The 26759-nt window shown below is 67.3% G+C and carries 26 protein-coding genes and 1 pseudogene; 11 read left to right on the top strand and 16 right to left on the bottom strand.

The window, feature by feature from the left end; genetic code table 11:
- Positions 1 to 135: 135 nt before the first annotated feature.
- A complete protein-coding gene (locus tag JL100_RS12190) occupies positions 136 to 951 on the bottom strand; it encodes a cytochrome C assembly family protein (RefSeq protein ID WP_202679602.1) in 816 nt (271 codons plus the stop codon).
- A 108-nt stretch (positions 952 to 1059) separates the two neighbouring features.
- Between JL100_RS12190 and JL100_RS12195 the strand changes: the two genes are divergently transcribed.
- Positions 1060 to 2235, top strand: coding sequence for a bifunctional 2-C-methyl-D-erythritol 4-phosphate cytidylyltransferase/2-C-methyl-D-erythritol 2,4-cyclodiphosphate synthase (locus tag JL100_RS12195; RefSeq protein WP_202679601.1), 1176 nt, complete (start codon positions 1060 to 1062; stop codon positions 2233 to 2235).
- A gap of 21 nt (positions 2236 to 2256) precedes the next feature.
- Entirely contained in the window at positions 2257 to 2757 is a 501-nt protein-coding gene (locus JL100_RS12200; protein WP_202679600.1) for a CinA family protein, read from the top strand.
- Here JL100_RS12200 and JL100_RS12205 read toward each other — a convergent pair.
- From JL100_RS12205 to tpiA, 12 genes are all read right to left on the bottom strand, one after another.
- Positions 2742 to 3659 carry a DNA/RNA non-specific endonuclease gene (locus tag JL100_RS12205; protein ID WP_202679599.1) on the bottom strand — a complete coding sequence of 306 codons (918 nt, stop codon included), beginning with the start codon at positions 3657 to 3659 and terminating at the stop codon, positions 2742 to 2744. The genes JL100_RS12200 and JL100_RS12205 overlap by 16 nt on opposite strands.
- A gap of 48 nt (positions 3660 to 3707) precedes the next feature.
- Positions 3708 to 4181 (bottom strand): type II toxin-antitoxin system RatA family toxin, encoded by a 474-nt coding sequence (locus JL100_RS12210; protein WP_202679598.1) that lies wholly within the window; start codon positions 4179 to 4181, stop codon positions 3708 to 3710.
- A gap of 9 nt (positions 4182 to 4190) precedes the next feature.
- Positions 4191 to 5150: a lipoyl synthase gene (gene lipA / locus JL100_RS12215; protein ID WP_202679597.1), complete on the bottom strand. Its 960-nt coding sequence runs from the start codon at positions 5148 to 5150 to the stop codon at positions 4191 to 4193.
- 135 nt (positions 5151 to 5285) lie between these two features.
- Positions 5286 to 6689 (bottom strand): dihydrolipoyl dehydrogenase, encoded by a 1404-nt coding sequence (gene lpdA / locus JL100_RS12220; protein ID WP_202679596.1) that lies wholly within the window; start codon positions 6687 to 6689, stop codon positions 5286 to 5288.
- 15 nt (positions 6690 to 6704) lie between these two features.
- Positions 6705 to 8081 (bottom strand): pyruvate dehydrogenase complex dihydrolipoamide acetyltransferase, encoded by a 1377-nt coding sequence (locus JL100_RS12225; RefSeq protein ID WP_202679595.1) that lies wholly within the window; start codon positions 8079 to 8081, stop codon positions 6705 to 6707.
- A 58-nt stretch (positions 8082 to 8139) separates the two neighbouring features.
- Positions 8140 to 9537: a pyruvate dehydrogenase complex E1 component subunit beta gene (locus JL100_RS12230; RefSeq protein ID WP_202679594.1), complete on the bottom strand. Its 1398-nt coding sequence runs from the start codon at positions 9535 to 9537 to the stop codon at positions 8140 to 8142.
- 111 nt (positions 9538 to 9648) lie between these two features.
- Entirely contained in the window at positions 9649 to 10656 is a 1008-nt protein-coding gene (pdhA, locus tag JL100_RS12235; RefSeq protein ID WP_202679593.1) for a pyruvate dehydrogenase (acetyl-transferring) E1 component subunit alpha, read from the bottom strand.
- A 192-nt stretch (positions 10657 to 10848) separates the two neighbouring features.
- Entirely contained in the window at positions 10849 to 11211 is a 363-nt protein-coding gene (locus JL100_RS12240; RefSeq protein ID WP_202679592.1) for an FtsB family cell division protein, read from the bottom strand.
- Between the two features lie 81 nt (positions 11212 to 11292).
- Positions 11293 to 12570, bottom strand: a complete 1278-nt coding sequence (eno, locus tag JL100_RS12245; protein WP_202679591.1) for a phosphopyruvate hydratase — start codon at positions 12568 to 12570, stop codon at positions 11293 to 11295.
- 117 nt (positions 12571 to 12687) lie between these two features.
- Positions 12688 to 14316 (bottom strand): CTP synthase, encoded by a 1629-nt coding sequence (locus JL100_RS12250; protein ID WP_202679590.1) that lies wholly within the window; start codon positions 14314 to 14316, stop codon positions 12688 to 12690.
- Positions 14317 to 14425: 109 nt separating this feature from the next.
- Entirely contained in the window at positions 14426 to 14764 is a 339-nt protein-coding gene (secG, locus tag JL100_RS12255; protein ID WP_202679589.1) for a preprotein translocase subunit SecG, read from the bottom strand.
- Between the two features lie 121 nt (positions 14765 to 14885).
- On the bottom strand, positions 14886 to 15641 hold the full coding sequence (gene tpiA, locus JL100_RS12260) for a triose-phosphate isomerase (protein ID WP_202679588.1): 756 nt from the start codon (positions 15639 to 15641) through the stop codon (positions 14886 to 14888).
- A gap of 234 nt (positions 15642 to 15875) precedes the next feature.
- On the opposite strand from tpiA, the gene JL100_RS12265 reads away from it, so the two are divergent.
- Positions 15876 to 17756 carry a peptidylprolyl isomerase gene (locus tag JL100_RS12265; protein WP_202679587.1) on the top strand — a complete coding sequence of 627 codons (1881 nt, stop codon included), beginning with the start codon at positions 15876 to 15878 and terminating at the stop codon, positions 17754 to 17756.
- A 6-nt stretch (positions 17757 to 17762) separates the two neighbouring features.
- Positions 17763 to 19268 (top strand): anthranilate synthase component I, encoded by a 1506-nt coding sequence (gene trpE / locus JL100_RS12270; RefSeq protein ID WP_202679586.1) that lies wholly within the window; start codon positions 17763 to 17765, stop codon positions 19266 to 19268.
- A gap of 63 nt (positions 19269 to 19331) precedes the next feature.
- Here trpE and JL100_RS12275 read toward each other — a convergent pair whose 3' ends face one another.
- From JL100_RS12275 to cueR, 3 genes are all read right to left on the bottom strand, one after another.
- A complete protein-coding gene (locus JL100_RS12275) occupies positions 19332 to 19544 on the bottom strand; it encodes a heavy-metal-associated domain-containing protein (protein WP_202679585.1) in 213 nt (70 codons plus the stop codon).
- Between the two features lie 41 nt (positions 19545 to 19585).
- Positions 19586 to 20617 (bottom strand): divergent polysaccharide deacetylase family protein, encoded by a 1032-nt coding sequence (locus tag JL100_RS12280; protein WP_228421219.1) that lies wholly within the window; start codon positions 20615 to 20617, stop codon positions 19586 to 19588.
- Between the two features lie 111 nt (positions 20618 to 20728).
- Positions 20729 to 21139 carry a Cu(I)-responsive transcriptional regulator gene (gene cueR, locus JL100_RS12285; protein WP_202679583.1) on the bottom strand — a complete coding sequence of 137 codons (411 nt, stop codon included), beginning with the start codon at positions 21137 to 21139 and terminating at the stop codon, positions 20729 to 20731.
- A 235-nt stretch (positions 21140 to 21374) separates the two neighbouring features.
- Between cueR and JL100_RS12290 the strand changes: the two genes are divergently transcribed.
- From JL100_RS12290 to JL100_RS36810, 7 genes and pseudogenes are all read left to right on the top strand, one after another.
- Positions 21375 to 21968 (top strand): anthranilate synthase component II, encoded by a 594-nt coding sequence (locus tag JL100_RS12290; RefSeq protein ID WP_202679582.1) that lies wholly within the window; start codon positions 21375 to 21377, stop codon positions 21966 to 21968.
- Positions 21965 to 23002, top strand: coding sequence for an anthranilate phosphoribosyltransferase (gene trpD / locus JL100_RS12295; RefSeq protein ID WP_202679581.1), 1038 nt, complete (start codon positions 21965 to 21967; stop codon positions 23000 to 23002). Before JL100_RS12290 ends, trpD begins: the two co-directional genes overlap by 4 nt.
- Positions 22999 to 23802 (top strand): indole-3-glycerol phosphate synthase TrpC, encoded by an 804-nt coding sequence (trpC, locus tag JL100_RS12300; RefSeq protein WP_202679580.1) that lies wholly within the window; start codon positions 22999 to 23001, stop codon positions 23800 to 23802. Before trpD ends, trpC begins: the two co-directional genes overlap by 4 nt.
- Positions 23799 to 24281 (top strand): cyclic pyranopterin monophosphate synthase MoaC, encoded by a 483-nt coding sequence (gene moaC, locus JL100_RS12305; RefSeq protein WP_202679579.1) that lies wholly within the window; start codon positions 23799 to 23801, stop codon positions 24279 to 24281. The genes trpC and moaC overlap by 4 nt, the downstream gene beginning before the upstream one ends.
- Entirely contained in the window at positions 24278 to 25492 is a 1215-nt protein-coding gene (locus JL100_RS12310) for a molybdopterin molybdotransferase MoeA (protein ID WP_202679578.1), read from the top strand. The genes moaC and JL100_RS12310 overlap by 4 nt, the downstream gene beginning before the upstream one ends.
- 131 nt (positions 25493 to 25623) lie before the next feature.
- On the top strand, positions 25624 to 26343 hold the full coding sequence (gene lexA, locus JL100_RS12315; RefSeq protein ID WP_202679577.1) for a transcriptional repressor LexA: 720 nt from the start codon (positions 25624 to 25626) through the stop codon (positions 26341 to 26343).
- A gap of 103 nt (positions 26344 to 26446) precedes the next feature.
- Positions 26447 to 26746, top strand: a pseudogene (locus JL100_RS36810) (class I SAM-dependent methyltransferase); the annotation flags it as partial.
- Positions 26747 to 26759 lie beyond the last annotated feature (13 nt).

A 26759-nucleotide genomic window follows, 5' to 3' on the forward strand; every position in this document is an offset into this window, starting at 1 on the left:
TGCAATGCTTTCATTTTGTGCAGGCTAGCACGCATTCGGAAAATATCGCAAGCGCGAAGAATGCCGATGAAACCATCGCTTGGGTCATGGCTGGACGCGAATCGGCCCGCGGAACGCAGTCTGATCCCGATAAATTTAGGAAATTAAAATATCCGTGACGAATTTGACGCCGGGATAGCCCAATGTGAGCAGAAGAAAAGCAAGAAGTACAAAGCGGGCGGCCCGTTTGCCCCGCACGCCGGTCGCGGCATGGGCGATCAGCAGCCCACCGATGACGAGGAAAGTGGCGACAGAAAGAACTGTCTTGTGGTCGACTCGAAACAGGACACCTTGCTCGAAGTACAGGACCGACATGCCGGTCGCCAAGCCGAGGCCGAGCACGATCTCCGACGCCACCAGCAAGCGTCCCTGGAGCTGCTCGCTGTCGGCCATGGGCGGCAGCATGCGGGTCAGCGCCGTCGGGCGCTTCGCTTTCAGCGCCCGCTCCTGCAGGAAGGCCGCCAGGGCCGAGACCGCGGCCAGGGTCAGCAGGGCGTAGGTCGTGACGGAAACCCCGATATGCAGGTCGACCCAGACGGTCGGGGCCGAGGCGCTCAGCGTCGGGTCCGGCGCTTCGGCGGTGGCGGTCGCGAACAGGCCGACCAGCACCAGATAGGGCAGCAGCAGCGGCATCAGCCGCCAGCCGGAGCGGGTGGTCAGGCACAGGCCGGCGTACAGCACCATGCAAGCCGTGATGCTGACCCAAAGCGTCGTGGATAGCCCGGTGCGCCATGTACCGTCGAGTTGGACCACGGACCAGGCGAGCGGGCCGGCGACGGCCACGAACAGGACGGCCCAGAACACTGCGTCCGGTCCCCTGCCCTGCCGGAATCCGTCGCGCATGTATGCCAACAGCGAGGCCGGCATCAATGCCAGCAGGGCGGTCAGGCTGAACATCACGTTTTGGAACATGCTTTCCCGTTCTACTCCGGTCCGGATGGCCGCTTGGCTGCGGCGGCGCGACAGGCTAGGCTCGGTGCCCGAAACTTCCAAGGTGCTTCGAAGAATGCGGACCCGACCATGACCCCATGCGTGGCGCTGATCGTCGCCGCCGGCAGCGGAGAACGCTTCGGCGGCGACCGCCCCAAACAATACCAGGATTTGGGGGGCCGTGCCGTGCTGCACCATACGGTCGGCGCGTTTCTTCGCCATGCCTGCGTCGATGCCGTCCAGGTGGTGATCCAACCCGCCCACCGCGAGCTTTATGATGCCGCGGTCGCCGGCCTGGATCTGCCCGAACCCGTCGCCGGGGGCGCGACCCGCCAGGAGTCGGTGCGTCTCGGGCTGGAGCGGCTGGCCGCCCGCGACCCGGCGCCCGCCTTCGTGCTGATCCACGACGCCGCACGGCCGCTGGTGAGCGAGGCCACCGTCCAGGCGGTCCGGGACAGGCTGGACGCGGTACCCGCCGCGATCGCCGCCGTTCCAGTGACGGACACGCTGAAGCGCGGCACCGGCGGCCTTGTCAGCGGCACGATCGAGCGCGCCGGCCTATGGCGCGCCCAGACGCCGCAGGGCTTCCGCTTCCCGGAGATCCTGCGGGCGCATCGGGAACTGGCCGGTGCCGAACTGACCGACGACGCGGCGGTGGCCGAGCGGGCGGGCTTGGAAGTGGCCCTGGTGGAAGGCAACGCGGAAAACCTCAAGGTGACCAATCGAGACGACCTGGCGCAGGCCGCCATGCTGATGAACGCCTCCCTGCCCTCCCTGCCGCCGGACGTTCGGACCGGGATGGGCTATGACGTCCACCGGTTCTCGCCCGGCGACCATGTGGTGCTGTGCGGCGTCGAGGTGCCCCACGAGGCGCGGCTGGAAGGCCATTCCGACGCCGACGTGGGGCTGCATGCCCTGACCGACGCGATCCTGGGCGCGCTGGCCGCCGGCGACATCGGCAGCCATTTTCCGCCCAGCGATCCGCAGTGGCGCGGCGCCGACAGCGCCCTGTTCCTGCGCCACGCGGTCGGAATGGTCCGCGAGCGCGGCGGCGTGATCGCCCACGCCGACGTGACGCTGATCTGCGAGCGACCGAAGATCGGCCCGCACCGGGAGGCGATGGTCGCCCGCATGGCCGAGCTGCTGGGGATCGCGCCCGACCGGGTCAGCGTCAAGGCGACGACCACCGAGCGTCTGGGCTTCACCGGCCGGGGCGAAGGCATCGCGGCGCAGGCGGTGGCCACCATCCGCCTGCCGGCGACCTGATAAGGGGGGGAGGAAGCGCCGATGTTGCCCGAAGACGTCCTGGACCGCGCCCGAGCCGTCCTCGCCGCCTTTGACGCGGCGGGGCTGAGGCTGGCGACCGCGGAGTCCTGCACCGGCGGCCTGATCGCCGCCGCCCTGACGGAGATCGCCGGCTCGTCCAGCGTGGTGGAGCGAGGCTTCGTGACCTATTCCAACGAGGCGAAGACGGAACTGCTGGGCGTGCCGTCCGACCTGATCGGCCGGGTCGGCGCCGTGAGCGCCGAGGTGGCGGAGGCGATGGCGGCCGGCGCGGTCGCCCACTCCCGGGCCGATGCCGCCGTGGCAGTCACCGGCATCGCCGGGCCGGGCGGCGCCACGCCGGGCAAGCCGGTCGGCCTGGTCTATTTCGGGGTCGCCCGGCGTGGCGGCGCGCTTCGCCACGAGCGCAGGGTGTTCGAGGGCGACCGGTCGGCGGTGCGGCGGGCGGCGGTGTTGTTCGCGCTGGAACTGGCCGCCGGGGTAGCGGCTCAGGGCGTCAGGTAGAGGTCCTTGACGCTCGCGAGGGCGATCTGCATGCCGGGATCGCCCTTCTCCAGCACGTCGAACGGCACGTAGGCACCGAAATCCAATCCCGTGTCTTCGGACAGACCGGCGATGCTGACCTGCGAATCCTGGAAATCCCCGAAGATGAAACGCCGCCGCCGGGCCGGCAGCAGGCGGGCCTGGGAGCGCTTGTAGCCTATGGCGGTGAGCTGGCGGGTAGGCGCGTTGGTGAAGACCACGACCTTCCAGAACTCCAGAGGGATCGGGACGTCGTAATAGAGCGGGTCGTCCTCCTGGAACACCGGTCCCGTGATGACCGAGATCCGGATGTTCTCCCGATCGGTGTTGTCGAGGATATAGTCCTCCAGCCCGAGCCATATGCCGCCGTTGAACGACTGCCGCTGCGGGCAGGCATTGGTGGCGTGGAAGGTGTCGGCGTCGGCCAGCTTGGCGGTCTTCTTGTCCCCCCAGTTCGGATCCTCCCGGCGGGTCATGTGGCCGCGGCTGAAGAAACCTTCCTTGTCGTTGCCGTAGACGCCGTCGAGGATCTGGAATTCCCGCCCTATCCGGGGATCGAACCGCCAGATGTTCGTGCGCTTGACCGTCCGGTCGGACTTGGCGCCGTCGATGTTGACGGCACTGAAGAGCGGCAGCCGTCGCTTCGTCGAGACCTTGACCGAGAAATGTGTGTATTTGACCTCGTGGGGATCGTCACCGTCCGACAGGGCCATTGGATCGACGCCGGCGACTTCCCAGGCTTCGGTTCCGGGCAAGGGGAGCGGCTGCGCCGCATCCACGAACGACGGGTCGTACCCGCTGCGGCCGGCATAGTCCTCGATCGGCCGGGGCGTCTGCACGACGCGCTGAGGCTGAAGACCAGTGGAGGGACCGAAGCGACGCATGACAGGAGCCTGTGCAATGCTCTTTGGCATCTCAGTACTCGCGGCCGCTCAGGCCGGCGTCGAGGTCGTGGTGCCCACCGTGGTTGTGCCGTCGCCGTAAAGCTGGCGCGCCCGTCCTTCGAACGCGGCGACCATGCGACGGACGGCCTCGTTGAACAGCACGCCGATAATCTTCTGGAGCATCTTCGAGCGGAACTCGAAATCGACGTAGAAGTCGATCAGGCAGCCGCCGTCTTCCGTCGGCAGGAACATCCAATGGTTGTTCAGGTAGCTGAACGGGCCTTCGGTGTAGGAGACGTCGATCCGGTCGGGCGGGCTCAGGGTCACGCGTGACGTGAAGCGCTCCCGGATCATCTTGAACCCGATGATCAGGTCGGCGTAGATCACGTCTCCTTCCCGCTTGCGGATCCGGGCCGCGAGGCACCAGGGGAGAAACTCCGGATACCGCTCGATGTCGGCCACGAGGTCGTACATCTGCTCCGGCTTGTAGGGCAGTACCCGCTTCTCTGCGTGTGTCGGCATCAGGTTTCCTTAGGAGGCGGCGGCCGCGGCAAGCTTGGCGTCGCGCGCGTCGCGCATCCGTCGGAAATCGTCGCCCGCATGGTAGGACGAGCGGGTCAGCGGCGAACTGGAAACCATCAGGAAGCCCTTGCCGCGCGCGATCGCCGCGTAGCTGGCGAACTCGTCCGGCGTGACGAAGCGGTCCACCGCGGCATGCTTGGGCGTGGGCTGGAGATACTGGCCGATGGTCAGGAAATCCACGTCGGCCGCCCGAAGGTCGTCCATCACCTGCAGCACCTCTTCCTTGGTCTCGCCAAGCCCGACCATGATGCCGGACTTCGTGAAGAGGCCGGGTTCCAGCTCCTTCGCACGGGACAACAGATTGAGGGAGGTAAAGTAACGGGCGCCGGGACGGATCGTCGGATAAAGCCGCGGCACGGTTTCCAGATTGTGGTTGAACACGTCCGGAAGCGCCCTGGCGACATGCTCCACCGCACCCTTCTTGCGCATGAAGTCGGGCGTCAGGATCTCGATCGTGGTGCCGGGAGCGGTCTCGCGGATGCGGCGGATGGTGCGGGCGAAGTGGTCGGCGCCACCGTCGTCCAGGTCGTCGCGGTCGACCGAGGTGATGACGACGTGCTCCAGGCCCAGCGTACCGACGGCTTCGGCGACGTTGTCAGGTTCGTGCGGGTCCAGGAGGTCCGGGCGTCCGGTCGCCACGTTGCAGAAGGCGCAGGCGCGGGTGCAGACGGCGCCCAGGATCATGAAGGTGGCGTGCTTCTTCTTCCAGCACTCGCCGATGTTCGGGCAGGCCGCCTCTTCGCAGACGGTGTTCAGCTTCAGTCCGCGCATCAGGCGCCGCGTCTCGGCGTACTCCGCCGAAACCGGAGCCTTGACCCTGATCCAGTCCGGTTTGCGCTGCACCGGGTTATCCGGCCGGTGGGCCTTTTCCGGATGGCGGACGCGGTCGATCGGGGGGGATGCGGTCATGATTTCTTCAAGCTCCATATGCCTGTGCCAGAAGTGTAACGCACCGGCACGGACATCAAGGTGCAAATTGACCCAACTCCTTCGAAAGGAGGCACCGTGCCGGGGACACGGGGAGCCCGGCACGGCGACGGGCCGTCAGTAGTGGATCGCCCTACCGTAGGCGGCGAGGACCGACTCATGCATCATCTCCGACAGCGTCGGGTGCGGGAAGATGGTGTGCATCAGTTCGGCTTCGGTCGTCTCCATGGTCTTGGCGATGCCATAACCCTGGATCAGCTCGGTCACCTCGGCGCCGATCATGTGGGCGCCCAGCAACTCGCCGGTCTTGGCGTCGAACACCGTCTTGACCATGCCCTCGGGCTCGCCGAGCGCGATCGCCTTGCCGTTGCCGATGAACGGGAAGCGGCCGACCTTGACCTCGTAGCCCGCCTCCTTCGCCTTCGCCTCGCTGAGGCCGACGCTGGCCACCTGCGGGTGCGAGTAGGTGCAGCCCGGGATGTTGCGGACGTCGATCGGGTGGGCTTCCTTGATCCCGGCGATGTGCTCGACGCAGATCACGCCCTCGTGGCTTGCCTTGTGGGCCAGCCAGGGCGCGCCGACCACGTCGCCGATGGCGTAAAGGCCGGGTTCGTCGGTCTCCAGCCACTCGTTCACCAGGATGTGCGACTTCTCGGTCTTCACCTTGGTGTTCTCGAGGCCGATGTTCTCGACGTTGCCGACGATCCCGACCGCGAGGATGACCCGGTCCACCGTGATGGTCTCGGTCTTCCCCTTGGCCTCGATGGTGGTGGTGACGCTGTCGGCGCCCTTCTGGAACTCACCGACCTTGGCGCCGGTGTAGATCTTCATGCCCTGCTTCTCGAACGACTTTCGGGCCATGGCGCTGATCTCCTCGTCCTCCGCGGGGAGGATGCGGTCGACCATCTCGGCCACGGTCACCTTGGCGCCCATGTTCAGGTAGAAGCTGGCGAACTCGATGCCGATTGCTCCGGAGCCGATCACCAGGATCGACTTGGGCATGGCGTCGGGAACCATCGCGTGGCGATAGGTCCAGACCAGCTTGCCGTCGGCCTTCATGTTCGGGAACTCGCGGGCGCGGGCGCCGGTCGCGATGATGATGTGCTTGGCCTGGAACTCGCCGACGGTGGTGGTGCCGTCCTTCTCGACCTTGATCCTGCCCTTGCCGAGCAGGGTGGCATGGCCGTCGATGACGGTGACCTTGTTCTTCTTCAACAGGTGCTTGACGCCGCCGGAGAGCTGGGAGGCGACGCCGCGCGACCGCTTGACCACTTTCTGGAGGTCGAAGCTGACCTCCTTGGCGGAGAAGCCGTATTCGTCCAGGTGGTGCAGCAGGTGCGACACCTCGGCAGAACGCAGCAGTGCCTTGGTCGGGATGCAGCCCCAGTTCAGGCAGATGCCGCCCAGGTGCTCGCGTTCCACGACGGCGGTCTTCATGCCGAGCTGTGCCGCCCGGATCGCGGCGACGTAGCCGCCGGGTCCGCCGCCGATGACGATGAGGTCGAATTGAGTATCAGCCACAGGCTTGTTCTCCCCTTAGAGCAGCATCGACAGCGGATCTTCGATCAGCTTCTTGAAGGCGGCGAGGAACTCGGCGCCGACCGCGCCGTCCACCACGCGGTGGTCGACCGACAGCGTGCAACTCATCATGGTGGCGACGGCGAGCGCCCCGTCCTTGACGATCGGCCGCTGCTCGCCGGCGCCGACTGCCAGGATGCAGCCCTGCGGCGGGTTGATGATCGCGCCGAACTCCCGGATGCCGAACATGCCCAGGTTGGAGATCGAGAAGGTCCCGCCCTGGAACTCCTCGGGCTTCAGCTTGCCGTCGCGGGCGCGCTTGGCCATGTCCTTCATGGAGTTCGATATCTCGACCAAGCCCTTGGTCTCGGCCGCCTTGATGATCGGCGTGATCAGGCCGGTCGGGGTCGCGACCGCGACCGAGATGTCGGCGTTCTCGTACTGGAGGATCGCGTCGTCGGTCCAGGCGGAGTTGGCCGCCGGCACCTTCTTCAGCGCGAGCGCCGAGGCCCGGATGACGAAGTCGTTGACCGACAGCTTGTACTCGTCCGACCGGCCGTTCAGCTCCGCCCGGGTCTTCAGCAGCTGGTCGATCTGGAGGTCGATGGTCAGGTAGAAGTGCGGGACGGTCTGCTTGGCTTCGGTCAGGCGGCGCGAGATGACCTTGCGCATGCCCGAGTTCGGGATCTCGCGGAACTTCATGCCCAGCTTGGTCGAGAAATCCCGGGCGTCGACGCCGGCCGGCTTCTGCGCGGACTGGACGGCCGCCGGCGACTGGCTGGCCGCCTGCCCGGCCGCGGCCGACGGAGCCGGCTTCGGCGTCTCGGCCTTGGGAGCCTCCGCCGCGGCTGGCTTGGCGCCCTTCTTGGCGGTGCCGCCGGAAACCGCGGCCTCGACGTCGTGCTTTACGATCCGACCGTTGGGGCCGCTGCCCTGGATCTGGGTCAGGTCCAGGCCGGCCTGCTCCGCCATGCGCTTGGCGAGCGGGCTGGCGAAGACGCGGGCACCGTCGTGGGACGGGGCGGACTTGGGGGCCGGCGCGGCATCGGTCTTGGGGGCGGCCTCGGGAGCTGCTGGGGCACCGCCGTCCGCCGGCTTGTCCGCAGGCTTCGGCGCGGGCTTGCCGCCGCCGTCCAGGGCGGAGGCGTCCTCGCCCTCCTCCAGCAGGAGGGCGATCACCTGGTTGACGGCGACGCCCTGGGTGCCTTCGGGGACCACGATCCTGCCCAGCGTGCCCTCATCGACCGCTTCGACTTCCATCGTGGCCTTGTCGGTCTCGATCTCGGCGATGACATCGCCGGACTCGACCTTGTCGCCTTCCTTCTTGAGCCATTTCGCGAGGTTGCCCTCGGTCATCGTCGGCGACAGCGCCGGCATCGTGATTTCAATCGGCATCTAGTGTCCCCCCGAGGGCGCGCCGGAAGCAGTGCCGGCGCGCCGTCTTGTTGTCGCGTCAGCTCCGGTACAGAACGGCCTTGGCAGCCTTTTCGATGTCCTCGGGCTGCGGCAGGGCGAGCTTCTCCAGGTTGGCGGCGTACGGCATCGGCACGTCGGCGCCGTGCACCCGGTAGACCGGGGCATCCAGGTAATCGAACGCCTGCTCCATCATCAGGGCGGACATCTCGGCGCCGATGCCGGCGAACGGCCAGCCTTCCTCGACCGACACGAGCCGGTTGGTCTTCTTGACGCTGTTGACGATCGTCTCGGTGTCGAGCGGGCGGATCGTGCGGAGGTTGATCACCTCGGCCTCGATGCCCTGTTCCGCCAAGCGCTCGGCGGCGGCCAGCGCCTGGCCGACCATGTAGGAAAAGGCCGTGATCGTCACGTCCTTGCCGGCCCGCAGGATCTTGGCGCGGCCGATCGGGATGATGAACTCGGGATCCTCCGGCACGTCGAAGCTGTGGCCGTACAGGATCTCGTGTTCCAGGAACACGATCGGGTTCGGATCGCGGATCGCGGACTTCAGCAGGCCCTTGGCGTCGGACGCCGAGTAGGGCGCCACCACCTTCAGGCCCGGGACGTGGGCGTACCAACTGGAATATTCCTGGGAGTGCTGGGCCGCGACGCGCGATGCGGCGCCGTTCGGCCCGCGGAACACGATCGGGCAGCCCATCTGGCCGCCGGACATGTAGAGGGTCTTGGCGGCGGAGTTGATGATGTGGTCGATCGCCTGCATGGCGAAGTTGAACGTCATGAACTCGACCACCGGCTTCAGCCCGTGGAAGGCGGCGCCGACGCCAAGGCCGGCGAAGCCGTGCTCGGTGATCGGGGTGTCGATCACGCGGCGGTCGCCGAACTCCGCCAGCAGGCCCTGGGTCACCTTGTAGGCGCCCTGGTACTCGGCGACTTCCTCGCCCATGACGAACACCTTGTCGTCGCGGCGCATCTCTTCCGCCATGGCGTCGCGGAGCGCCTCGCGGACCGTCAGCTTGACGGTCTTCTCGAAATACTTGTCCTCGTCGCTGGCGGGCGGCGCGGCCTTCTCGCCGGCCGGGGGAGAAACCGGCAGGGTCGGCTTGGTCTCCTCCTCGCCCTTGACCTTCTGGAGGGCCACGGACTGCGGCGTGTCGTCGGAAACCTCCGGCGTCTCCAGCTTGCTTGCGTCCTCGTCCTCGCCCATCAGCAATGCTATCGGGGTGTTGACGGCGACGCCCTCGGTCCCCTCGGCGATCAGGATCTTGCCCAGCTTGCCTTCCTCGACCGCCTCGACCTCCATGGTCGCCTTGTCGGTCTCGATCTCCGCCAGGATGTCGCCCGACTTGACGTCGTCGCCTTCCTGCTTGACCCACTTGGCCAGCTTGCCTTCCGTCATGGTCGGCGACAGCGCTGGCATCAGAATTTCAATCGGCATTGCAGTTCCTCCGGCACCGGTTCCGCGCTCCGCCTTCTTCGGGCGGCAACGGGAGGGGCGACGCCGGCATGCCGGCGGCGCCCCGGGGTGGCCTCAAGCTGATGTTGCGGCTTAAGCGTCGACCAGGATGTCGGTCCAAAGCTCGGCGGGGTCGGGTTCCGGACTCTGCGTCGCGAACTCGGCGGCCTCGGCCACGATGTTCTTGATGTCCCGGTCAATCCCTTTCAGCGCATCCTCGTCCGCCGTGCCGTTATCCAGCAGCAGCTTCTTGAGGTTGTCGATCGGGTCCATCTCCGTCCGCATCTTGGTGACTTCTTCCTTGGTGCGGTACTTGGCCGGGTCGGACATGGAGTGGCCGCGGTAGCGGTAGGTCTTCATCTCGAGGATGACCGGGCCGTTGCCCTCGCGCGCGTGGGCGGCCGCTTCCTCGGACGCTTCCCTGACGGCGAGCACGTTCATGCCGTCGACCACATGGCCGGGGATGCCGTAGGCGCTGCCGCGCTCGCACAGTTCGCCGGCGGACGCGCGGTGCTGCGAGGTGCCCATGGCGTACTTGTTGTTCTCGATCACGTAGACGACCGGGAGCTTCCAGAGAGCGGCCATGTTGAAGCTCTCGTAAACCTGACCCTGGTTGATGGCTCCGTCACCGAGATACGTGACGTTGATGTTGCCGTCCTGGGAATACCTGTGCCCGAAGGCGAGGCCGGTGCCGATCGGCACCTGGGCGCCGACGATGCCGTGGCCGCCGAAGAACTTCTTCTCGCGGCTGAACATGTGCATCGAGCCGCCCTTGCCCTTGGAATAGCCGCCGCGGCGTCCGGTCAACTCGGCCATGACGCCTTTCGGGTCCATGTCCGTGGCGAGCATGTGGCCGTGGTCGCGGTAGCTGGTGATGATGCTGTCGCCGGGGATCAGGACGTTCTGCATGCCCACGACCACCGCTTCCTGGCCGATATACAGGTGGCAGAAGCCACCGATAAGGCCCATGCCGTACATCTGCCCGGCCTTCTCTTCGAAGCGGCGGATGAGCAGCATCTCGCGGTAGTACTTGAGCAGTTCCTCGGGTGAATATTGAGGGGTTTCGTCAGCCTGCGGCTTGCGACGTCTGGACGTAGCCAAGTGCTCCTCCCGATGTTAGGCGGGAGGGGTCCGTCCCTTCCCACCCAGGCTCTTGCTTGGGATAGAACTAACGCCATACCGTTCACGGCGCAACAGCATTTCTCGCAATACCTTGTTATCTAACGTGAATTTCGGCTTAACCGGAATTCAGTTAAGCTTATGGCAACGCAATGCTTTTCAGCGCCTCGATATTCAGGGCTGACCGGCGGTTACCGGGGGCGCAACGCTGCTACGCGGTACGAGAATGATAACGTCGTCCGGGTGGCTGTAGTTCAGCACCGCCCGGGCGCGTTCATCCAACATGTCCGGGTCGAGATGATCACGCCGCAGCAGGGACGCGCGCTTCTCCAGCTCGATGCGTTGCTCGCTGGCTTGCGCCAGGGTGGCCTGGGCCTGCTGGATTTCATTCTGGAGATGGGAAAGCGCGATCAGTCCGCGGTCGCCCTGGACCGCGTGATACGCGAAATATCCGACGATGGCGGCACCGATCGCGGGGCCGATCGTCTGACGCAGGGCGCGGCCCATGGCGTCTTTTACATGATCGATTGCAGTCATGACGCGATGGAATCACGAAGAATTCCATCGCGTCAAACGAAAACTATCGATTGGGCAACGGATGCCGCAAATGTTGCGGCGTTACCCGCGGATCACGCTCTTTCCCGCGAAGCGCGCCGAATTGCCGAGCTGTTCCTCGATCCGGATCAGCTGGTTGTATTTGGCCAGCCGGTCCGACCGGGACAGGGATCCGGTCTTGATCTGGCCGCAGTTGGTCGCGACCGCCAGGTCGGCGATGGTCGCGTCCTCGGTCTCGCCGGAACGGTGGGACATCACGGCGGTGTAGGAAGCCTTGTGGGCGATCTCCACGGCGTGGAGCGTCTCAGACAGGCTGCCGATCTGGTTGACCTTCACCAGGATGGAGTTGCCCACGCCCCTGGCGATGCCGTCGGTCAGGCGGGCCGGGTTGGTCACGAACAGGTCGTCGCCGACCAGCTGGACCTTGCCGCCGATCGCCGCAGTCAGGGCCGCCCAGCCGTCCCAGTCGTCCTCGGCCATGCCGTCCTCGATCGAAATGATCGGGTAGCGGCCGATCAGGTCGGTCCAGTAGGAGACCATGGCCTCGGCATCGAGCACCTTGCCCTCGCCCGCCAGATCGTACTTGCCGTCCTTGAAGAACTCGGTCGAGGCGGCGTCGAGGGCCAGCATGATGTCCTCGCCGGGCTTGTAGCCGGCGGCCTCGATCGCCTTCATCACGAAGCCGAGCGCGTCGTCGGTCGAGGCGAGGTTGGGCGCGAAGCCGCCCTCGTCGCCGACATTGGTGTTATGGCCGGCGTCCTTCAACTTCTTCTTCAGGGACTGGAAGACCTCGGCGCCCATCCGGATCGCGTCGGCGCAGCTCTCCGCCGCCACCGGCATGATCATGAATTCCTGGATGTCGATCGGGTTGTCCGCGTGGGCGCCGCCGTTGATGATGTTCATCATCGGGACCGGCAGCATGTTGGCGAAGGCACCGCCGACATAGCGGTAGAGCGGCAGGTCGGCTTCCTGGGCCGAGGCCTTGGCGACCGCCAGGCTGACGCCCAGGATCGCGTTGGCGCCGATCCTGCCCTTGTTTGGCGTGCCGTCCAGGTCGAGCATCAGCGCGTCCACGGCACCCTGCTCGCTGGCCTCCATGCCCGCCAGCGCGTCGAAGATCTCGCCGTTGACGGAATCGACCGCCTTCAGCACGCCCTTGCCGCCATAGCGGCCCTTGTCGCCATCGCGCAGCTCGACCGCCTCGTGGGCGCCGGTCGAGGCTCCCGACGGAACGGCCGCCCGGCCGAAAGCGCCGGATTCCAGGGTGACGTCGACCTCGACGGTCGGATTGCCGCGACTGTCGAGTATCTCGCGCGCGTGAATGTCGGTGATGACGGACATGTTTAACCCCGAGGTGGCTTATTGGCGTTGTCGGGGCGAAGTCATAAAGGCCGCGGGGCGGGTTATCAAGGCGGCAGGCGGCACGTCCTTCGGGGTCGCGCCGCCTCTGCCGCCGGATCAGACCAGCCGGCTCTGCTCGATGGCCGCACGGATGAAGTCGGTGAACAGCGGGTGCGGGCTCAGCGGCTTCGACTTCAGCTCGGGATGGAACTGCACGCCGACGAACCAGGGATGGCCCGGCAATTCCACGATCTCCGGCAGGGTTCCGTCGGGAGAGAGGCCCGAGAACAGCAGGCCCGCCGATTCCAGTTGGCCGCGGAAATTGATGTTGACCTCGTAGCGGTGCCGGTGCCGCTCGCTGATCGTTTCGGAACTGTAGATCTCGCGGATCTTGGATCCCTCGATCAGGCGGCAGGGATAGGCTCCCAGGCGCATGGTGCCGCCCAGGTCGTCGGCACCCGTGCGCAGTTCGGTCTGGTTGCCGCGCTGCCATTCCGTCATAAGGCCGACCACGGGGACCACGTCGCGGCCGAACTCGGTAGAGCCGGCGTTCGGCACGTCGGCCATGTGCCGCGCCGCCTCGATCACCGCCATCTGCATGCCGAAGCAGATGCCGAAATAGGGCACCTTGTGCTCGCGGGCGAACTGGACCGCCCGGATCTTGCCTTCCGAGCCGCGCTCGCCGAAACCACCGGGCACCAGGATGCCGTGGACATGCTCGAGATGCTGGACCGCGTCGTCGGACTCGAAGATCTCCGCGTCGATCCAATCCAGCTTGACCCGGACATTGTTGGCGATGCCGCCGTGGATCAGCGCCTCGGCCAGCGACTTGTAGCTGTCGAGCAGGCTGGTGTACTTGCCGACGACGGCGATGGTCACCTCGCCCTCGGGCTGGCGGACGGTATGGACGATGCGGCGCCAGCGGCTGAGGTCCGGCTCGCCGTCGTGGGGCAGGCCGAAATAGCTCAGCACCTGAACGTCGAAGCCCTGCTCGTGGTAGCTGATCGGAACCGCGTAGATCGTATCCACGTCGAGGGCCGCGATCACCCGCTCCTGGCGGATGTTGCAGAACAGGCCGATCTTGCGGCGCTCGCTCTCGGGGATCGGGCGGTCGGCGCGGCACAGCAGGATCGTCGGCTGGATGCCGACGCTCAGCAGTTCCTTGACCGAGTGCTGGGTCGGCTTGGTCTTCAGTTCGCCGGCCGACGGGATGTAGGGCAGCAGCGTCAAGTGGATGAACAGCGCGCGGTCGGTCCCGACCTCGTTGCCGAACTGGCGGATCGCCTCCAGGAAGGGAGTGCTCTCGATGTCGCCGACGGTGCCGCCGATCTCGCACAGGACGAAGTCCTCGTCCGTGATGTCGGCTCGGATGAACTCCTTGATGGCGTCGGTTACGTGCGGGATCACCTGGACCGTGGCGCCCAGATAGTCGCCGCGCCGCTCGCGCTGGATCACCGTGGAGTAGATCCGGCCGGTGGTGACGTTATCGCTCCGGCGCGCCGAGACGCCGGTGAACCGCTCGTAATGGCCGAGGTCGAGGTCGGTTTCCGCCCCGTCGTCGGTGACGTAGACCTCGCCGTGCTGGTACGGGCTCATGGTGCCCGGATCGACGTTGAGGTAGGGGTCGAGCTTGCGCAGGCGCACCTTGAAGCCGCGCGCCTGCAGCAGCGCACCCAGGGCCGCCGAGGCGAGGCCCTTGCCGAGCGAGGAAACGACGCCGCCGGTAATGAAAATGTACCGAGTCATGGTGCCTTGCCGATCCGGGAGTGAACACTAAAGCCTGAAATGAGAGAGGCGGCCGATCAGCCGCCTCCCGACCACTTGATGCCCGGCCCTGCCTCCGGGCCCCCTCCGCCTACTGGGAGACGGGTGCCGACGGTGCGGCGGGAGGTGCCGGCGGAGCATCCGCCGGGGGAGCCGACTGCTGGGGGGCCGGCGGCATCGAATCGATGATCGAGCGCGGACTGGAATGACCGCCGGCCATGACCGCCAGAACAAGGCTCGTCAGCATGAAGCAGCCCGCCAGGACGGCGGTCGTGCGGGTCAGCAGGTTCGCCGTGCCGCGGGCCGACATCATGCCCCCGCCGCCACTGCCGCCGATGCCCAGGCCGCCGCCTTCCGACTTCTGAACCAGCACCACGCCGATCAGCGAGATCGCGATCAGCAGGTGCACGACCAGAACCACTGCTTCCATGGTTCGGAAACCTTCTCTGAAAAGAAAACCATTCTCAAAAACCGATAAGCGCGCCAGCCGCCCCTTTCGGATGGGCATGGCGCGCCTCCGGCCGATATTTACTAACTCGCCGCCGGTTTCGCTAGCGGCAAGTTTCCGCGATCGCCCAAAAATCTTCGGCCACCAGGCTGGCGCCGCCGACCAGGGCACCGTCCACGTCGTCGACCGCCATCAGTTCCGCGGCGTTCGACGGCTTCACCGAACCGCCGTACAGGATGCGCACCGCATCGGGATCGCCGGCCCGGCCGACGAGGGTGGCGCGGATATGGGCATGCACCTCGGCCACATCGGCGGCGGTCGCGGTCTTGCCCGTGCCGATCGCCCAGACCGGCTCGTAGGCGATGACGGTGTTCGCGGCGTCGGCGCCCGCGGGGAGCGAGCCCGCGACCTGGGAGGCGACGACGTCCAGCGCCTGCCCCGCTTCCCGCTGCTCCAGCGTCTCGCCGACGCAGACGATCGCGATCAGACCGGCGGCATGGCCGGCGGCCGCCTTGGCCGCGACCAGGGCGTCGTCCTCGCCATGGTTCTGCCGCCGCTCCGAATGGCCGACGATCACGAAGCCCGCGCCCGCGTCGGCCAGCATGGCGGCGCTGATGTCGCCGGTATGGGCGCCCGATTCCTTCGGATGGCAGTCCTGCCCGCCGACCGCGAGCGGAGTCCCGGCGACGGCGCCGGCGACCGGATGGACCAGGGTGGCCGGCGGGCAGACCAGCATGTCGAAGCCGACCGTCCCGGCCGCCGCCAGCCGGCGGGCCAGGTCGGCCGCCAGTTCCAGCCCTGCGGCGTGGAGGCCGTTCATCTTCCAGTTTCCGGCGATCAGCTTGCGGCGTGCGGGCATGGGCTCCATCTCGTCGTGGGTTGCAGCGAATGTGGGATGCTGTCTAGCAAGCGCCGGGCACCAATTCCACACCGGTGCGCATCCGTCGGCCGTCGCGGCGGGAGGTTGCCCCGGGAAATCCTCTGTTGCCGCTGTGGGGACCGGCTCCTATGATGCCGCGCCATCCGCGGCGGCGCCGTCGCAATGCAGTTATAGTTGCCGGTTCGACCGGCCCCGCTTTCAAGACGTTGGAACATGCTTCAAGCCCTGCGCAGCACCGTCGGTTCCTGGGTCGTCAAGATCCTGTTCGTCCTCCTGATCCTCAGCTTCGCGGTATGGGGCATCGGCGACATCTTCCGTGGCCGGACCGACACCACCGTCGCCGAGGTCGGTGACGTGAAGATCTCCACCCAGGAACTGGACAACGCTTTCCGCCAGGAGCTGAACAGGCTGCGCCAGATGCTGGGGGGCCAGATCGACGCCGACCAGGCCCGCCAGCTGGGGCTGGTCGACCAGACGCTGGAACAGCTCGTCCAGCGCACCCTGCTGAGCCAGGCGGCCGACGAAGCCGGGCTCCGGGTCAGCGACCAACTCGTGCTGAACGAACTGCGCGAGGAGCCGGCTTTCCGGAACCAACTCGGCCAGTTCGATCCCGACCAGTTCCGCCGCGTGCTGGCCGCCAACCAGCTGACCGAGGAAGGTTACGTCCAGATCCTGCGCGCGGAGATCAAGCGGACCCAGCTTGTCGGCGCGGTGGCCGCAGGCGCCCAGGCTCCGGCGCCGCTGGTGGAGGACCTGTTCCGTCGGCAGGCGGAGCGTCGCGTCGCCGAGACGATCCTGGTGCCCAACGCCGCCATGGGCGACGTCGGCGTGCCCGACGATGCCGCCCTGGCCGCCTTCCACCAGGAAAAGGCGGTCCGCTTCACGGCACCGGAGTTCCGCAAGCTTACCGTCGCCCTGCTGACGGTGGACGACGTCGCCGACGAGATCGCCGTTTCCGACGAGGATCTGCGGGCCGCATACGACGCGCGCGCCGCCGAGTTCCAGACGCCCGAGCGCCGCACCGTCGATCAGGTCCTGGTCCAGGACGAGGAGACCGCGCGGACGATCGAGACGGCGCTCAGCCAGGGCCAGAACCTGGAGGAGGCCGCGGCCAGTGCCGGGGCGGAGGTGCTGACGCTCAACGACTTGGCTCGCGAGGACCTGCTCGGCGAATTGGCCGAGCCGGTGTTCGCCCTCCAGGAAGGGGCGGCCAGCGCTCCGCTCCAGAGCCCGCTCGGCTGGCACATCATGCGCATCAAGGACATCGAGCCGGGCAGCGTGCAGACCTTCGAGCAGGTGCGCGACACTCTCGCGGCGGAGCTGAAGCGCGACCGAGCGGTAGATCAGGTCTACGAGCTGGCCAACAAGGTCGAGGATGAACTGGCCGGTGGCGCCAGCATCGAGGACACGGCCCAGCGGCTCGGGCTGCGGGTGACCCGGGTGGAAGCGATCGACGCCACCGGTCGGCGGCCGGACGGCGGCGCGGTGGAGGATCTGCCCGGCGCCCAGCAGGTCGCCCAGGCGGCCTTCGCCCTTCAGCAGGGCGGCACCGGCAACCTGACCGAGATCCAGGGCGGCGGCTATTTCATTGCCCGGGTCGATGCCATCACCCCTGCGGCGCTCCGCCCGCTCGACGCCATCCGCGACGAGGTGGTCGCCGCCTGGCAGGCCGAGGAGCGCTCCAAGCTGGCGGCCAAGCGTGCGGAGGAAATTGCCGAGCGCCTGCGGGCCGGTACGCCGGCCGGCGAGGCGGCTTCCCTGGTGCCGGGCGCGATCGAGGGCGTCACCCCGCCGCTGACGCGCGCCGGCCGGGAGACCGGCGGCCTGCCGCCAGCGTCGGTCCAGCAGCTCTTCGAGATGACCCAGGGGGAGGTCGCGGTGACGCCGACCCAGGATGGGCAGCTGGTCATCCGCCTGCGCGACATACAGCAGGCCGATCCGGCCTCGTCGGAGCCCCAGTTGGCGCAGCTTAGACAGGGCGTGCAGCAGGCCGTGGCGGGAGACCTGCTGGCCCAGTTCACCGACGCGCTGCGCCAGAGCCATGCGGTGTCGATTCACCAGTCCACCATCGACTCCATGTTCCAGCGGAACTGACCGATCATGAAGGCCCTGCCCGCCCGTCCCGGCTTCGTCGAAACCTATGGGGCAGGTCGGCCCCAGGTCGTCTGGACCACCCTGGTCAGCGACCTCGAGACCCCGGTTTCGGCCATGATCAAGCTGGCCGACGGCCAGAAGAACTGTTTCCTCCTGGAGTCGGTCACCGGCGGGGAGGTGCGCGGCCGGTACTCGTTCATCGGGCTGAGGCCGGACCTGATCTGGCGGTGCCGCCGCGACAGGGTCGAGATCAATCGGCGAGCCCGGTTCGACACCGCCGCGTTCGAACCGACCGACGAGCCGCCGCTCCAGGCGCTGCGCTCACTCCTGGCGGAAAGCCGGATCGACCTGCCGGCCGAACTGCCGCCCATGGCGGCCGGCTTGTTCGGCTATCTCGGCTACGACATGGTCCGGCTGATCGAGCGGCTGCCCGACGACAACCCGGACATGCTCGGCATTCCCGACGCGATCCTGATGCGGCCGACCATCATCGCGGTGTTCGACGGGATCCAGAACCAGATCACGCTGGTGACTCCGGTCTGGCCGGCCGCCGGCCTGGATGCCGACGCCGCCTATGACCTTGCCCTGGAACGGCTGGGCGACGCCATATCCGACCTGCAGCGCAACCTGCCCTACCGGCGCGAGGCGACGGCGGTGACGCGGGCCTTGCCGGAGCCGGTGTCGAACACCACGCGGGAGGAATACCACGCGATCGTCGAGCGGGCGAAGGAGTACATCCGGGCCGGCGACGTGTTCCAGGTGGTGCCCTCTCACCGGTTCAGCGTCCCGTTCGAGCTGCCGCCCTTCAGCCTGTACCGGGCGCTCCGACGGCTGAACCCGTCGCCGTTCCTGCTTTACCTGGATTTCGAGGATCTCAGCATCGTCGGCTCCAGCCCGGAGATCCTGGTGCGGCTGCGCGATGGCAAGGTGACGATCCGCCCGATCGCCGGCACCCGCAAGCGCGGCGCCACGCCGGAGGAGGACAAGATCCTGGCCGCGGACCTGCTGTCCGATCCCAAGGAACTGTCGGAGCACCTGATGCTCCTGGACCTGGGCCGCAACGATGTCGGGCGCGTGGCCGAGATCGGCTCCGTCACGGTGACGGAACGGATGGTGATCGAGTACTACTCCCATGTCATGCATATCGTTTCGAACGTGGAAGGAACGATCGATCCGAAGCATGATGCGCTGGACGCCCTGTTCGCCGGATTTCCCGCCGGCACCGTGTCCGGTGCGCCCAAGGTCCGGGCGATGGAGATCATCGATGAGCTGGAGAAGGCCCGCCGCGGGGTCTATGGCGGCTGCGTCGGCTATTTCGGCGCGAACGGCGCCATGGACACCTGCATCGCGCTGCGCACCGCCGTGCTGAAGGACGGTATCATGCATGTCCAGGCCGGCGGCGGCGTGGTCGCCGACAGCGATCCGGAAGCCGAGTACCAGGAAACGGTCAACAAGTCCCGGGCGCTGATCCGCGCCGCGGAGGAGGCCGTCAGGTTCGCCTCATCGCGCTGACGTGACGCGGCGCGGGTCGGCGGGGAGCCGGCCCGCGCCGCTCAGCGAGAGCGATCGCGGCGGTCAGGCCGCCGACGCCACGCCGTCGAAATCGAATCCGGCGCCTTCGACCGCGTCCTTGACGGCGTCCGCCGACAGGTTGCCATCCACCGCGACGGTGCCGGCCGCCAAGTCGACATCGACCTTGGCCTGCCCGTCCTTGGCAGTGATGGCATTGGTGACCGAGCGGGCACAGCCGCCGCAGGTCATGCCGGACACCTTGTATTTCGTGCTCATGGTTCTCTCCTCGGTGCACTTGGTTGGTTCAGGTCAACCGTTCAGCCGTTGGGCTGGCGGTATTTCAGGACGGCGCTGACGGGGACCAGCGCGAAGCCGCGCGCCGCGACGGCAGGAAGCCACTGCGACAGGGCCTCGACTGTCACGTCGTGCGGATGGCCGATCGCGACGGCGTAGCCCTGGCGCCTGGCGACGGCCTCCACCTTGGCGAGGCTTGCCCGCACCGCCGCGGGGCTCATGTCGTGGTCCAGGAAGACGTCGCGGCCGACGGTCGGCACCTGAAGCTCCCGGGCGACGCTGGAGGCGATGCTCCGCGTCGTGGTGCGGCTGTCCAGGAACACCAGCCCGCGCCGGTGAAGCTCCGACAGGACTGTACGCATGCCCGGCCGATCCTCGGTGAAGCGGCTGCCCATGTGGTTGTTGATGCCGATATACCCGTCGAACGCCTTCAGTCCCTGGTCGAGCCGCCGCAGCAGTTCCCCGCTGCCGGCGCTCACTGTCATGGCGCCCGGGCCGGGGTCTATGTCGCCGCCCTGGGGCTCCATCGGGATATGGACCATCAGTTCGTGCCCGGCCGCGCGGGCCGCCCGGGTCTGCCGAGGCAGATCGTTGGCATAGGGTAGCCAGGCAAGAGTCAACGGTCCCGGCAGCCCAACGACGCGGGCGCTCCGCTTGCGGTCGAGCCCCATGTCGTCGATCACGATCGCGATCATGGGACCTGAATGGGGCGCCGTGAACGAAAGGGCGTTCCTGAGCCACGCGGGCGCCCCGGGAGCCACCGCTTCGGGCGGCATGGCGGGCGCCAGGGGCGGCGGCAGCACCGCGGCCAGGATCGGCGGTATCGGTACCGGCTTGACGGCCGGAGCCAGCGGCGGGGATGGCGGGACGGCCTCGGCGGGTTCAGAAAGGCGCGGCGGTTCGACCGGCGGCGTCTCGATCCGCGGAACTGTCGGACGCACCGGCGCGGGACGGATGGTCGCGACCTGCGCCGGAGGGCGCTGCGGTTCGTGCTGGTACAGGAAGCCGAAGATCGCCCCGGCGGCGAAGGTGGCGGCGATTGCCGCGCCGGCCAATGCCGCCGGCCTCATGCGACCGCCGAGCGCCCTCAGCACAGGTCCCCTGGACAGGGATCTTGGCCGGGCACGCCGCGGCTTCGGCGTTTTTGACTTGGGAGATGCCATGGGTCAGGCGCAATGCTCCGCCGACGTGGGAGTCGCCAGCGATTCGAGGATGGGGCAGTCCGGTCGGTCGTCGCCATGGCAACGGTCCACCAGCGTTAGCAGCGATTCGCGGATGCTGCGAAGTTCCGCGATCTTCGCGTCGATTTCCGCGATGTGGCCGCGCGCGAGGGCCTTGACGTCGGCGCTGGCGCGGCTGCGGTCGCGCCACAAGGCCAGCAGGCTGCCGACGTCCCGGACGGAGAAGCCGAGCGAACGGGCATGCGACACGAAGCGCAGGGTCTGGACCTCCTCCTCCGTGTAGACGCGATAGCCGTTGGCGCTTCGGCCTGCCGACGAGATCAGGCCGATGCTCTCGTAATAGCGGATCGTCTTGGCGGGCACGCCCGACCGTTTCGAAGCCGTTCCGATGTTCATTGACCAGTTTCCCATTCGACAGCGCGTTACGATCGGTCGTGATCGTTAATGGATCGTTACTCAAGTGTCCCGGACATCCCGCCCCAGATTACGGATATGGGGCTTCCAGTGGCTGGAAGGTCAAGGCCCGACCCTATGAACCCGTCCGCGGCCCAAGCGGCGCGCTGGAAATCCGCGGGCGCGCCTTGTAGGGTATCGGCTCGCTGTTTCCCATTTGTTTGCCGCGGATTGCCGCATGCTGCTGCTGATCGACAACTATGACAGTTTCACCTACAACCTCGTCCATTTCCTCGGGGAACTGGGCGCCGAAATCGTGGTGAAGCGCAATGACGCATTGACGGTGGCACAGGCGCTAGATCTGCGCCCCGACGGCATCGTGCTGTCTCCCGGTCCCTGCGATCCCGACAAGGCCGGCATCTGCCTGGACATGATCAGGGCCGCCGCGGAGCGGCGCCTGCCGCTGCTGGGCGTCTGCCTGGGCCACCAAGCCATCGGGCAGGCGTTCGGCGGGCGCGTGATCCGGGCGCCGGCGCCGATGCACGGCAAGATCAGCATGATGAGCCATTCCGGCGAGAGCGTGCTGGCGGGATTGCCCTCTCCTTTCCCAGCGACCCGCTACCATTCCCTGATCGTCGAGCGCGAGACCCTGCCCGACTCGCTTGGCGTCACGGCGGAGAGCGAGGACGGCCTGATCATGGGCCTGATGCACCGCGAGCTGCCGATCCACGGCGTCCAGTTCCACCCGGAAAGCATCGCGTCCGAGAACGGCCACGAACTGCTGGCCAACTTCGTCCGGATGACCGGCGCCCCGGCGGAGCGCGCGGCATGACGGCCGATATGTCGGACATGAAGGCGATACTGGCTGGCGTCGCCGCGGGCCGGCGCCTTGGCGAATCCGAGGCCGAGCTTGCCTTCGACATCATCATGTCGGGCAACGCGACGCCGGCGCAGATGGGCGGCTTCCTGATGGCCCTGCGGGTGCGCGGCGAGACTGTGGAGGAGATAACCGGCGCCGCCCGCACCATGCGGGCCAAGGCGGTGCCGATCAAGGCCCCTCCCGGAACGATCGACACCTGCGGCACCGGTGGCGACGCCTCCGGCACCTACAACATCTCGACCGCGACGGCCCTGGTGGTGGCATCCTGCGGCGTCCCGGTCGCCAAGCACGGCAACCGCGCGGCGTCGAGCAAGTCCGGCGCCGCCGACGTGCTGACCGCCCTAGGCGTCGACATCGAGTGCGAGATGGCCCTGGTGCAGCGGGCCCTCGACGAGATCGGCATCTGCTTCCTGATGGCGCCGAGGCACCATACGGCCATGCGCAACGTGGCGGGAACGCGGGTCGAGCTGGGAACCCGGACGATCTTCAACCTGATGGGCCCGCTGTCTAACCCGGCGGGCGCGAAGCGGCAGCTTCTCGGCGTCTTCTCCAAGGAATGGCTGGAGCCGATCGCCCAGGTCCTGGCCCGGCTGGGATCGGAAACCGCCTGGGTCGTCCACGGCTCCGACGGATTGGACGAACTGACCACCACCGGCGCGTCCCATGTGGCGCAGCTGAAGGACGGCGTGGTCACCCGGTTCGACATCGAGCCGGCGCAGGCCGGGCTCCTGCTGTCCAGCCCCTCCGACCTGAAGGGCGGCGACGCCGCGACCAACGCGGAGGCGCTGAACGCGGTTCTCGCCGGAGCCCACGGGGCCTATCGGGACATCGTGCTGTTGAACAGCGCCGCGGCCCTGCTGGTCGCCGGCAAAGCCCCGGATTTGGCCGGAGCGGTTGCTCTCGGACGCGACGCCATCGACAGCGGGCGCGCGCGAACGGTTCTCGACCGCCTGGTCGCCATCACCAACAGCGGAGGCTCGGCATGAGCGACGTATTGACCCGCATCTGTGCCGACAAGCGCGCCCATGTCGCGGCGAGGCGCGCGGAGCACAGCTTCGCCGAGATGGACCGCGCGGCCTTGAAGGCCGACCCGCCGCGGGGGTTCACATCCTCCCTGCGGCGGAAAATGGCTGCGGGCGACTATGGCTTGATCGCAGAGATCAAGCGAGCATCGCCCAGCAAAGGATTGATTCGGCAGGATTTCAACCCAGCCGAATTGGCGCGTGCCTATCAGGCCGGTGGGGCGGCATGCCTGTCCGTCCTGACCGATGTCCCGTACTTCCAGGGCCAGGACTCGTTCCTGGTTGAGGCCCGCGCCGCTTGCGGATTGCCTTGTCTTCGCAAGGACTTCATGCTCGATCCTTATCAAGTGGTCGAAGCCCGGGCGCTTGGTGCCGACTGCATCCTGCTGATCATGGCGGCGCTCGACGACGCGACGGCCCGGGAGCTGGCCGAGGTTGCGGCGCGCTACGGTATGGATGTCCTTCTGGAAGTCCACAACGGCGAGGAACTCGACCGGGCACTTCATCTTCCGTGTGAACTGATCGGCATCAATAACAGGAATCTCAAGACCTTGGCGGTGGATCTTGCCGTTACGGAAGAGTTGGCGGCGCGGGTCCCCGCAGACCGCCTGCTGGTCAGCGAGAGCGGTCTCTACGGACCGGATGACCTGGAGCGGATGGCCGGGGTCGGTGCCCGCTGCTTCCTGGTCGGCGAGAGCCTGATGCGTCAGGCCGATGTCACGGAGGCGACCCGGACCCTGCTGTCCCGCCGGGCCGCCGCATGACCGGCGGCTTCACCCATTTCGATGCCGAGGGGCGCGCCGTGATGGTCGACGTCTCGGATAAGGACGAGACGGAGCGCACCGCGACCGCCACCGGGTCAGTCTTCATGGAGGCGGAGACCCTGGCCCTGATCATGTCCGGCGGGCTGAAGAAAGGCGACGTGCTGTCCGTCGCGCGGCTTGCCGGCATCATGGCGGCCAAGCGGACGCCCGACCTGATCCCGCTCTGCCACCCGCTGGCGCTGACCTCGGTCAAGGTCGACCTGACCTGCGACCCCGGCCGCAGCGCGGTGGACATCACGGCGACCTGCAAGCTGAGGGGCCGCACCGGCGTCGAGATGGAGGCGCTGACGGCCGTCTCGGTCGCGGCGCTCACGGTCTACGACATGTGCAAGGCGGTGGACCGCGCCATGACCATCGGCGACGTGCGCCTGGCCCACAAGGCCGGTGGCAAGAGTGGCGAGTACGGGACGCCGCGATGATCTCCGTCGCCGAAGCACGGTCCCGCGTCCTCGCCGCCTTTTCGCCGCTGCCGGCCGAACTGGTCGGCCTGACGGAGGCGCTCGGTCGCGTGACGGCGGAGGACGTGACCGCCCGGCTGACCCAGCCGCCGGTTTCCATGTCAGCGATGGACGGCTATGCCGTGCGTTGCGCCGACGTGGCGCAGGTCCCCGCGAAGCTCCGCCGCATCGGGGAGGCTCCGGCCGGCAACGGCTTCAAGGGAAACGTGGGTCCAGGAGAGGCGGTACGCATCTTCACGGGCGCGCCGATGCCCGAGGGGGCTGATGCCGTCGTCATGCAGGAAGACACCGAGTCGGACGGCGCCACGGTCACGGTGCTTCGGCCAGCCGGTCGCCACCGGCATGTCCGGCTGGCCGGAATCGATTTCCGGCAGGGTGAAGTCGGCATACCGGCTGGACGCATGCTCACGGCGCGGGACATCGGGCTCGCCGCCGCGATGAACTGGCCCTGGCTCCGCGTCCGTCGTCGCCCCCGCGTCGCGATCCTTGCGACGGGCGACGAGATCGTGCTTCCCGGCGAGCCCCTGGGGCCGGACCAGATCGTCAGCTCGAATGCCTTCGCCCTGGCCGGTCTGGTCACGGCGTGCGGCGGCATTCCGGTCAACCTGGGTGTCGCCCTGGACACGCCGGAGTCGCTGGCCCGGCTCGTCAAGGGTGCCGAGCGGGCCGACATCCTGGTCACCTCCGGCGGGGCGTCGGCGGGCGAATATGATCTCGTGCGGGGCGTGCTGGGCGACCGCGGCATGGACCTGGATTTTTACAAGATCGCCATGCGGCCGGGAAAGCCGCTGATGTTCGGCCGGCTCGGCGACGTGCCGGTGCTCGGCCTGCCCGGCAATCCGGTATCGAGTCAGGTCTGCGCCATCCTGTTCCTGCGGCCCGCGCTTCACCGCCTGCTCGGGCTTCCGGCGGAGGAAGAATCGCGCCGCACCGCGATGCTTGGCCGCCCGGTCAAGCAGAACGACCAACGCGAAGATTATCTGAGGGCATCCCTGAGTATCGGCCCGGACGGCGAACTGGTCGCCAACCCCTTCGAATCACAGGATAGTTCCTTGCTGACGGTGCTTGCCCGGGCCGACTGCCTGGTGGTCCGCCCGCCCTTCGCACCGGCAGCATCGGCCGGCGACACTGTAGAATTTCTTTCCCTGGGCGGCGGAATCCTGAGTCTTTAGGTGACCGGACCTGCCGGACAAGGGTAAAATTGTTCAGCGAATGCTTGACGCCTTTCGCGAACCAAACTAGAACATAGAATAATGTTTTTGTTTTGTTCCGGACCGGTTGGTCCCGCGCGCAGGGGGCGTAGATGCTGACACGTAAACAATACGAGCTTCTGCTCTTCATCAACGACCGGCTGGGCGAAGGCGGGGTTTCGCCCTCGTTCGACGAGATGAAGGATGCCCTGGGTCTCAAGTCGAAGTCGGGTATCCACCGGCTGATCACGGGGTTGGAGGAACGCGGGTTCATACGCCGCCTGCCCCACCGCGCCCGCGCGCTCGAAGTTCTCCGGCTGCCGGAAGGGGCTGAAGCGGGCTCTGCTCGCCAGCAGCAGCGCACGCCCGAACGCCCAAAGTTCCAGCCCAACGTCATCAAGGGCGACTTCACCGGTGCCCTGGCCGGGCGCGAGGCCAGCAACGATGCCGAGGCCATCCAGCTTCCTCTGTACGGGCGGATCGCCGCCGGTACGCCGATCGAGGCCCTGCGCGACAACAGCGCCATGATCAACGTGCCGGCGACCATGCTGCCGCCCGGCGACCATTACGCTCTGGAAGTCGCCGGCGACAGCATGGTCGAGGCCGGCATCCTGGATGGCGACACCGTCATCATCAACCGTTGCGAGATGGCCGACAGCGGCACGATCGTGGTGGCGCTGATCGACGAGCACGAGGTGACCCTGAAGCGCCTCCGGCGCAAGGGCCAGACGGTGGCGCTTGAGCCGGCCAACCCCGCCTTCGAGACCCGCATCTTCGGTGCCGACCGGGTGCGCGTCCAGGGCCGCCTGGTGGGTCTGCTGCGTCGCTACTGAAGCAGGTCGGCAGGCCGTTGCCACGAGGGGCGGACCGGGAAGCCTTGCGAGGCTGCCCGGTCCGCCCTTTTTCGTTTACCTATAGGCTGAAATCTGGTCTGCGATGCGCCCCTCTGGGCGAGGCGACGCCTGCGAGCTTGGGATCTACAAAGGCAAGTCGGCGATCGCGCTTGGATTGCTGGCGCGCGCCGACGGGACCGTTTTCTGCTTCGATGCCTTCCAGGAGACTCCACGGGCCGAGGCCGAAGCGAATATTCTTCGGTGCTGTCCTGAACTCGGGAAAAGGCTTGTCTGCGTCGCCGGTGACCTCCGGCAGCGGAAAGAGCCCCCTGGTATGGTCAAGCGGGGCAGCCTCCGTCTCCTCCACCTTGACGCTGTCCATGACCACCCCTCAGTCCTGAACGACCTGAACAACT

It is taken from the genome of Skermanella mucosa, assembly GCF_016765655.2.
Classification (GTDB): domain Bacteria; phylum Pseudomonadota; class Alphaproteobacteria; order Azospirillales; family Azospirillaceae; genus Skermanella; species Skermanella mucosa.

What these genes read in the sequence shown, in the direction of transcription:
- JL100_RS12190 (WP_202679602.1), bottom strand. Translation starts at nt 951, where the DNA reads ATGTTCCAAAACGTGATGTTCAGCCTGACCGCCCTGCTGGCATTGATG.
- JL100_RS12195 (WP_202679601.1), top strand. Translation starts at nt 1,060, where the DNA reads ATGACCCCATGCGTGGCGCTGATCGTCGCCGCCGGCAGCGGAGAACGC.
- JL100_RS12200 (WP_202679600.1), top strand. Translation starts at nt 2,257, where the DNA reads ATGTTGCCCGAAGACGTCCTGGACCGCGCCCGAGCCGTCCTCGCCGCC.
- JL100_RS12205 (WP_202679599.1), bottom strand. Translation starts at nt 3,659, where the DNA reads ATGCGTCGCTTCGGTCCCTCCACTGGTCTTCAGCCTCAGCGCGTCGTG.
- JL100_RS12210 (WP_202679598.1), bottom strand. Translation starts at nt 4,181, where the DNA reads ATGCCGACACACGCAGAGAAGCGGGTACTGCCCTACAAGCCGGAGCAG.
- lipA (WP_202679597.1), bottom strand. Translation starts at nt 5,150, where the DNA reads ATGACCGCATCCCCCCCGATCGACCGCGTCCGCCATCCGGAAAAGGCC.
- JL100_RS12225 (WP_202679595.1), bottom strand. Translation starts at nt 8,081, where the DNA reads ATGCCGATTGAAATCACGATGCCGGCGCTGTCGCCGACGATGACCGAG.
- JL100_RS12230 (WP_202679594.1), bottom strand. Translation starts at nt 9,537, where the DNA reads ATGCCGATTGAAATTCTGATGCCAGCGCTGTCGCCGACCATGACGGAA.
- JL100_RS12240 (WP_202679592.1), bottom strand. Translation starts at nt 11,211, where the DNA reads ATGACTGCAATCGATCATGTAAAAGACGCCATGGGCCGCGCCCTGCGT.
- eno (WP_202679591.1), bottom strand. Translation starts at nt 12,570, where the DNA reads ATGTCCGTCATCACCGACATTCACGCGCGCGAGATACTCGACAGTCGC.
- JL100_RS12250 (WP_202679590.1), bottom strand. Translation starts at nt 14,316, where the DNA reads ATGACTCGGTACATTTTCATTACCGGCGGCGTCGTTTCCTCGCTCGGC.
- secG (WP_202679589.1), bottom strand. Translation starts at nt 14,764, where the DNA reads ATGGAAGCAGTGGTTCTGGTCGTGCACCTGCTGATCGCGATCTCGCTG.
- tpiA (WP_202679588.1), bottom strand. Translation starts at nt 15,641, where the DNA reads ATGCCCGCACGCCGCAAGCTGATCGCCGGAAACTGGAAGATGAACGGC.
- JL100_RS12265 (WP_202679587.1), top strand. Translation starts at nt 15,876, where the DNA reads ATGCTTCAAGCCCTGCGCAGCACCGTCGGTTCCTGGGTCGTCAAGATC.
- trpE (WP_202679586.1), top strand. Translation starts at nt 17,763, where the DNA reads ATGAAGGCCCTGCCCGCCCGTCCCGGCTTCGTCGAAACCTATGGGGCA.
- JL100_RS12275 (WP_202679585.1), bottom strand. Translation starts at nt 19,544, where the DNA reads ATGAGCACGAAATACAAGGTGTCCGGCATGACCTGCGGCGGCTGTGCC.
- cueR (WP_202679583.1), bottom strand. Translation starts at nt 21,139, where the DNA reads ATGAACATCGGAACGGCTTCGAAACGGTCGGGCGTGCCCGCCAAGACG.
- JL100_RS12290 (WP_202679582.1), top strand. Translation starts at nt 21,375, where the DNA reads ATGCTGCTGCTGATCGACAACTATGACAGTTTCACCTACAACCTCGTC.
- trpD (WP_202679581.1), top strand. Translation starts at nt 21,965, where the DNA reads ATGACGGCCGATATGTCGGACATGAAGGCGATACTGGCTGGCGTCGCC.
- trpC (WP_202679580.1), top strand. Translation starts at nt 22,999, where the DNA reads ATGAGCGACGTATTGACCCGCATCTGTGCCGACAAGCGCGCCCATGTC.
- moaC (WP_202679579.1), top strand. Translation starts at nt 23,799, where the DNA reads ATGACCGGCGGCTTCACCCATTTCGATGCCGAGGGGCGCGCCGTGATG.
- JL100_RS12310 (WP_202679578.1), top strand. Translation starts at nt 24,278, where the DNA reads ATGATCTCCGTCGCCGAAGCACGGTCCCGCGTCCTCGCCGCCTTTTCG.
- lexA (WP_202679577.1), top strand. Translation starts at nt 25,624, where the DNA reads ATGCTGACACGTAAACAATACGAGCTTCTGCTCTTCATCAACGACCGG.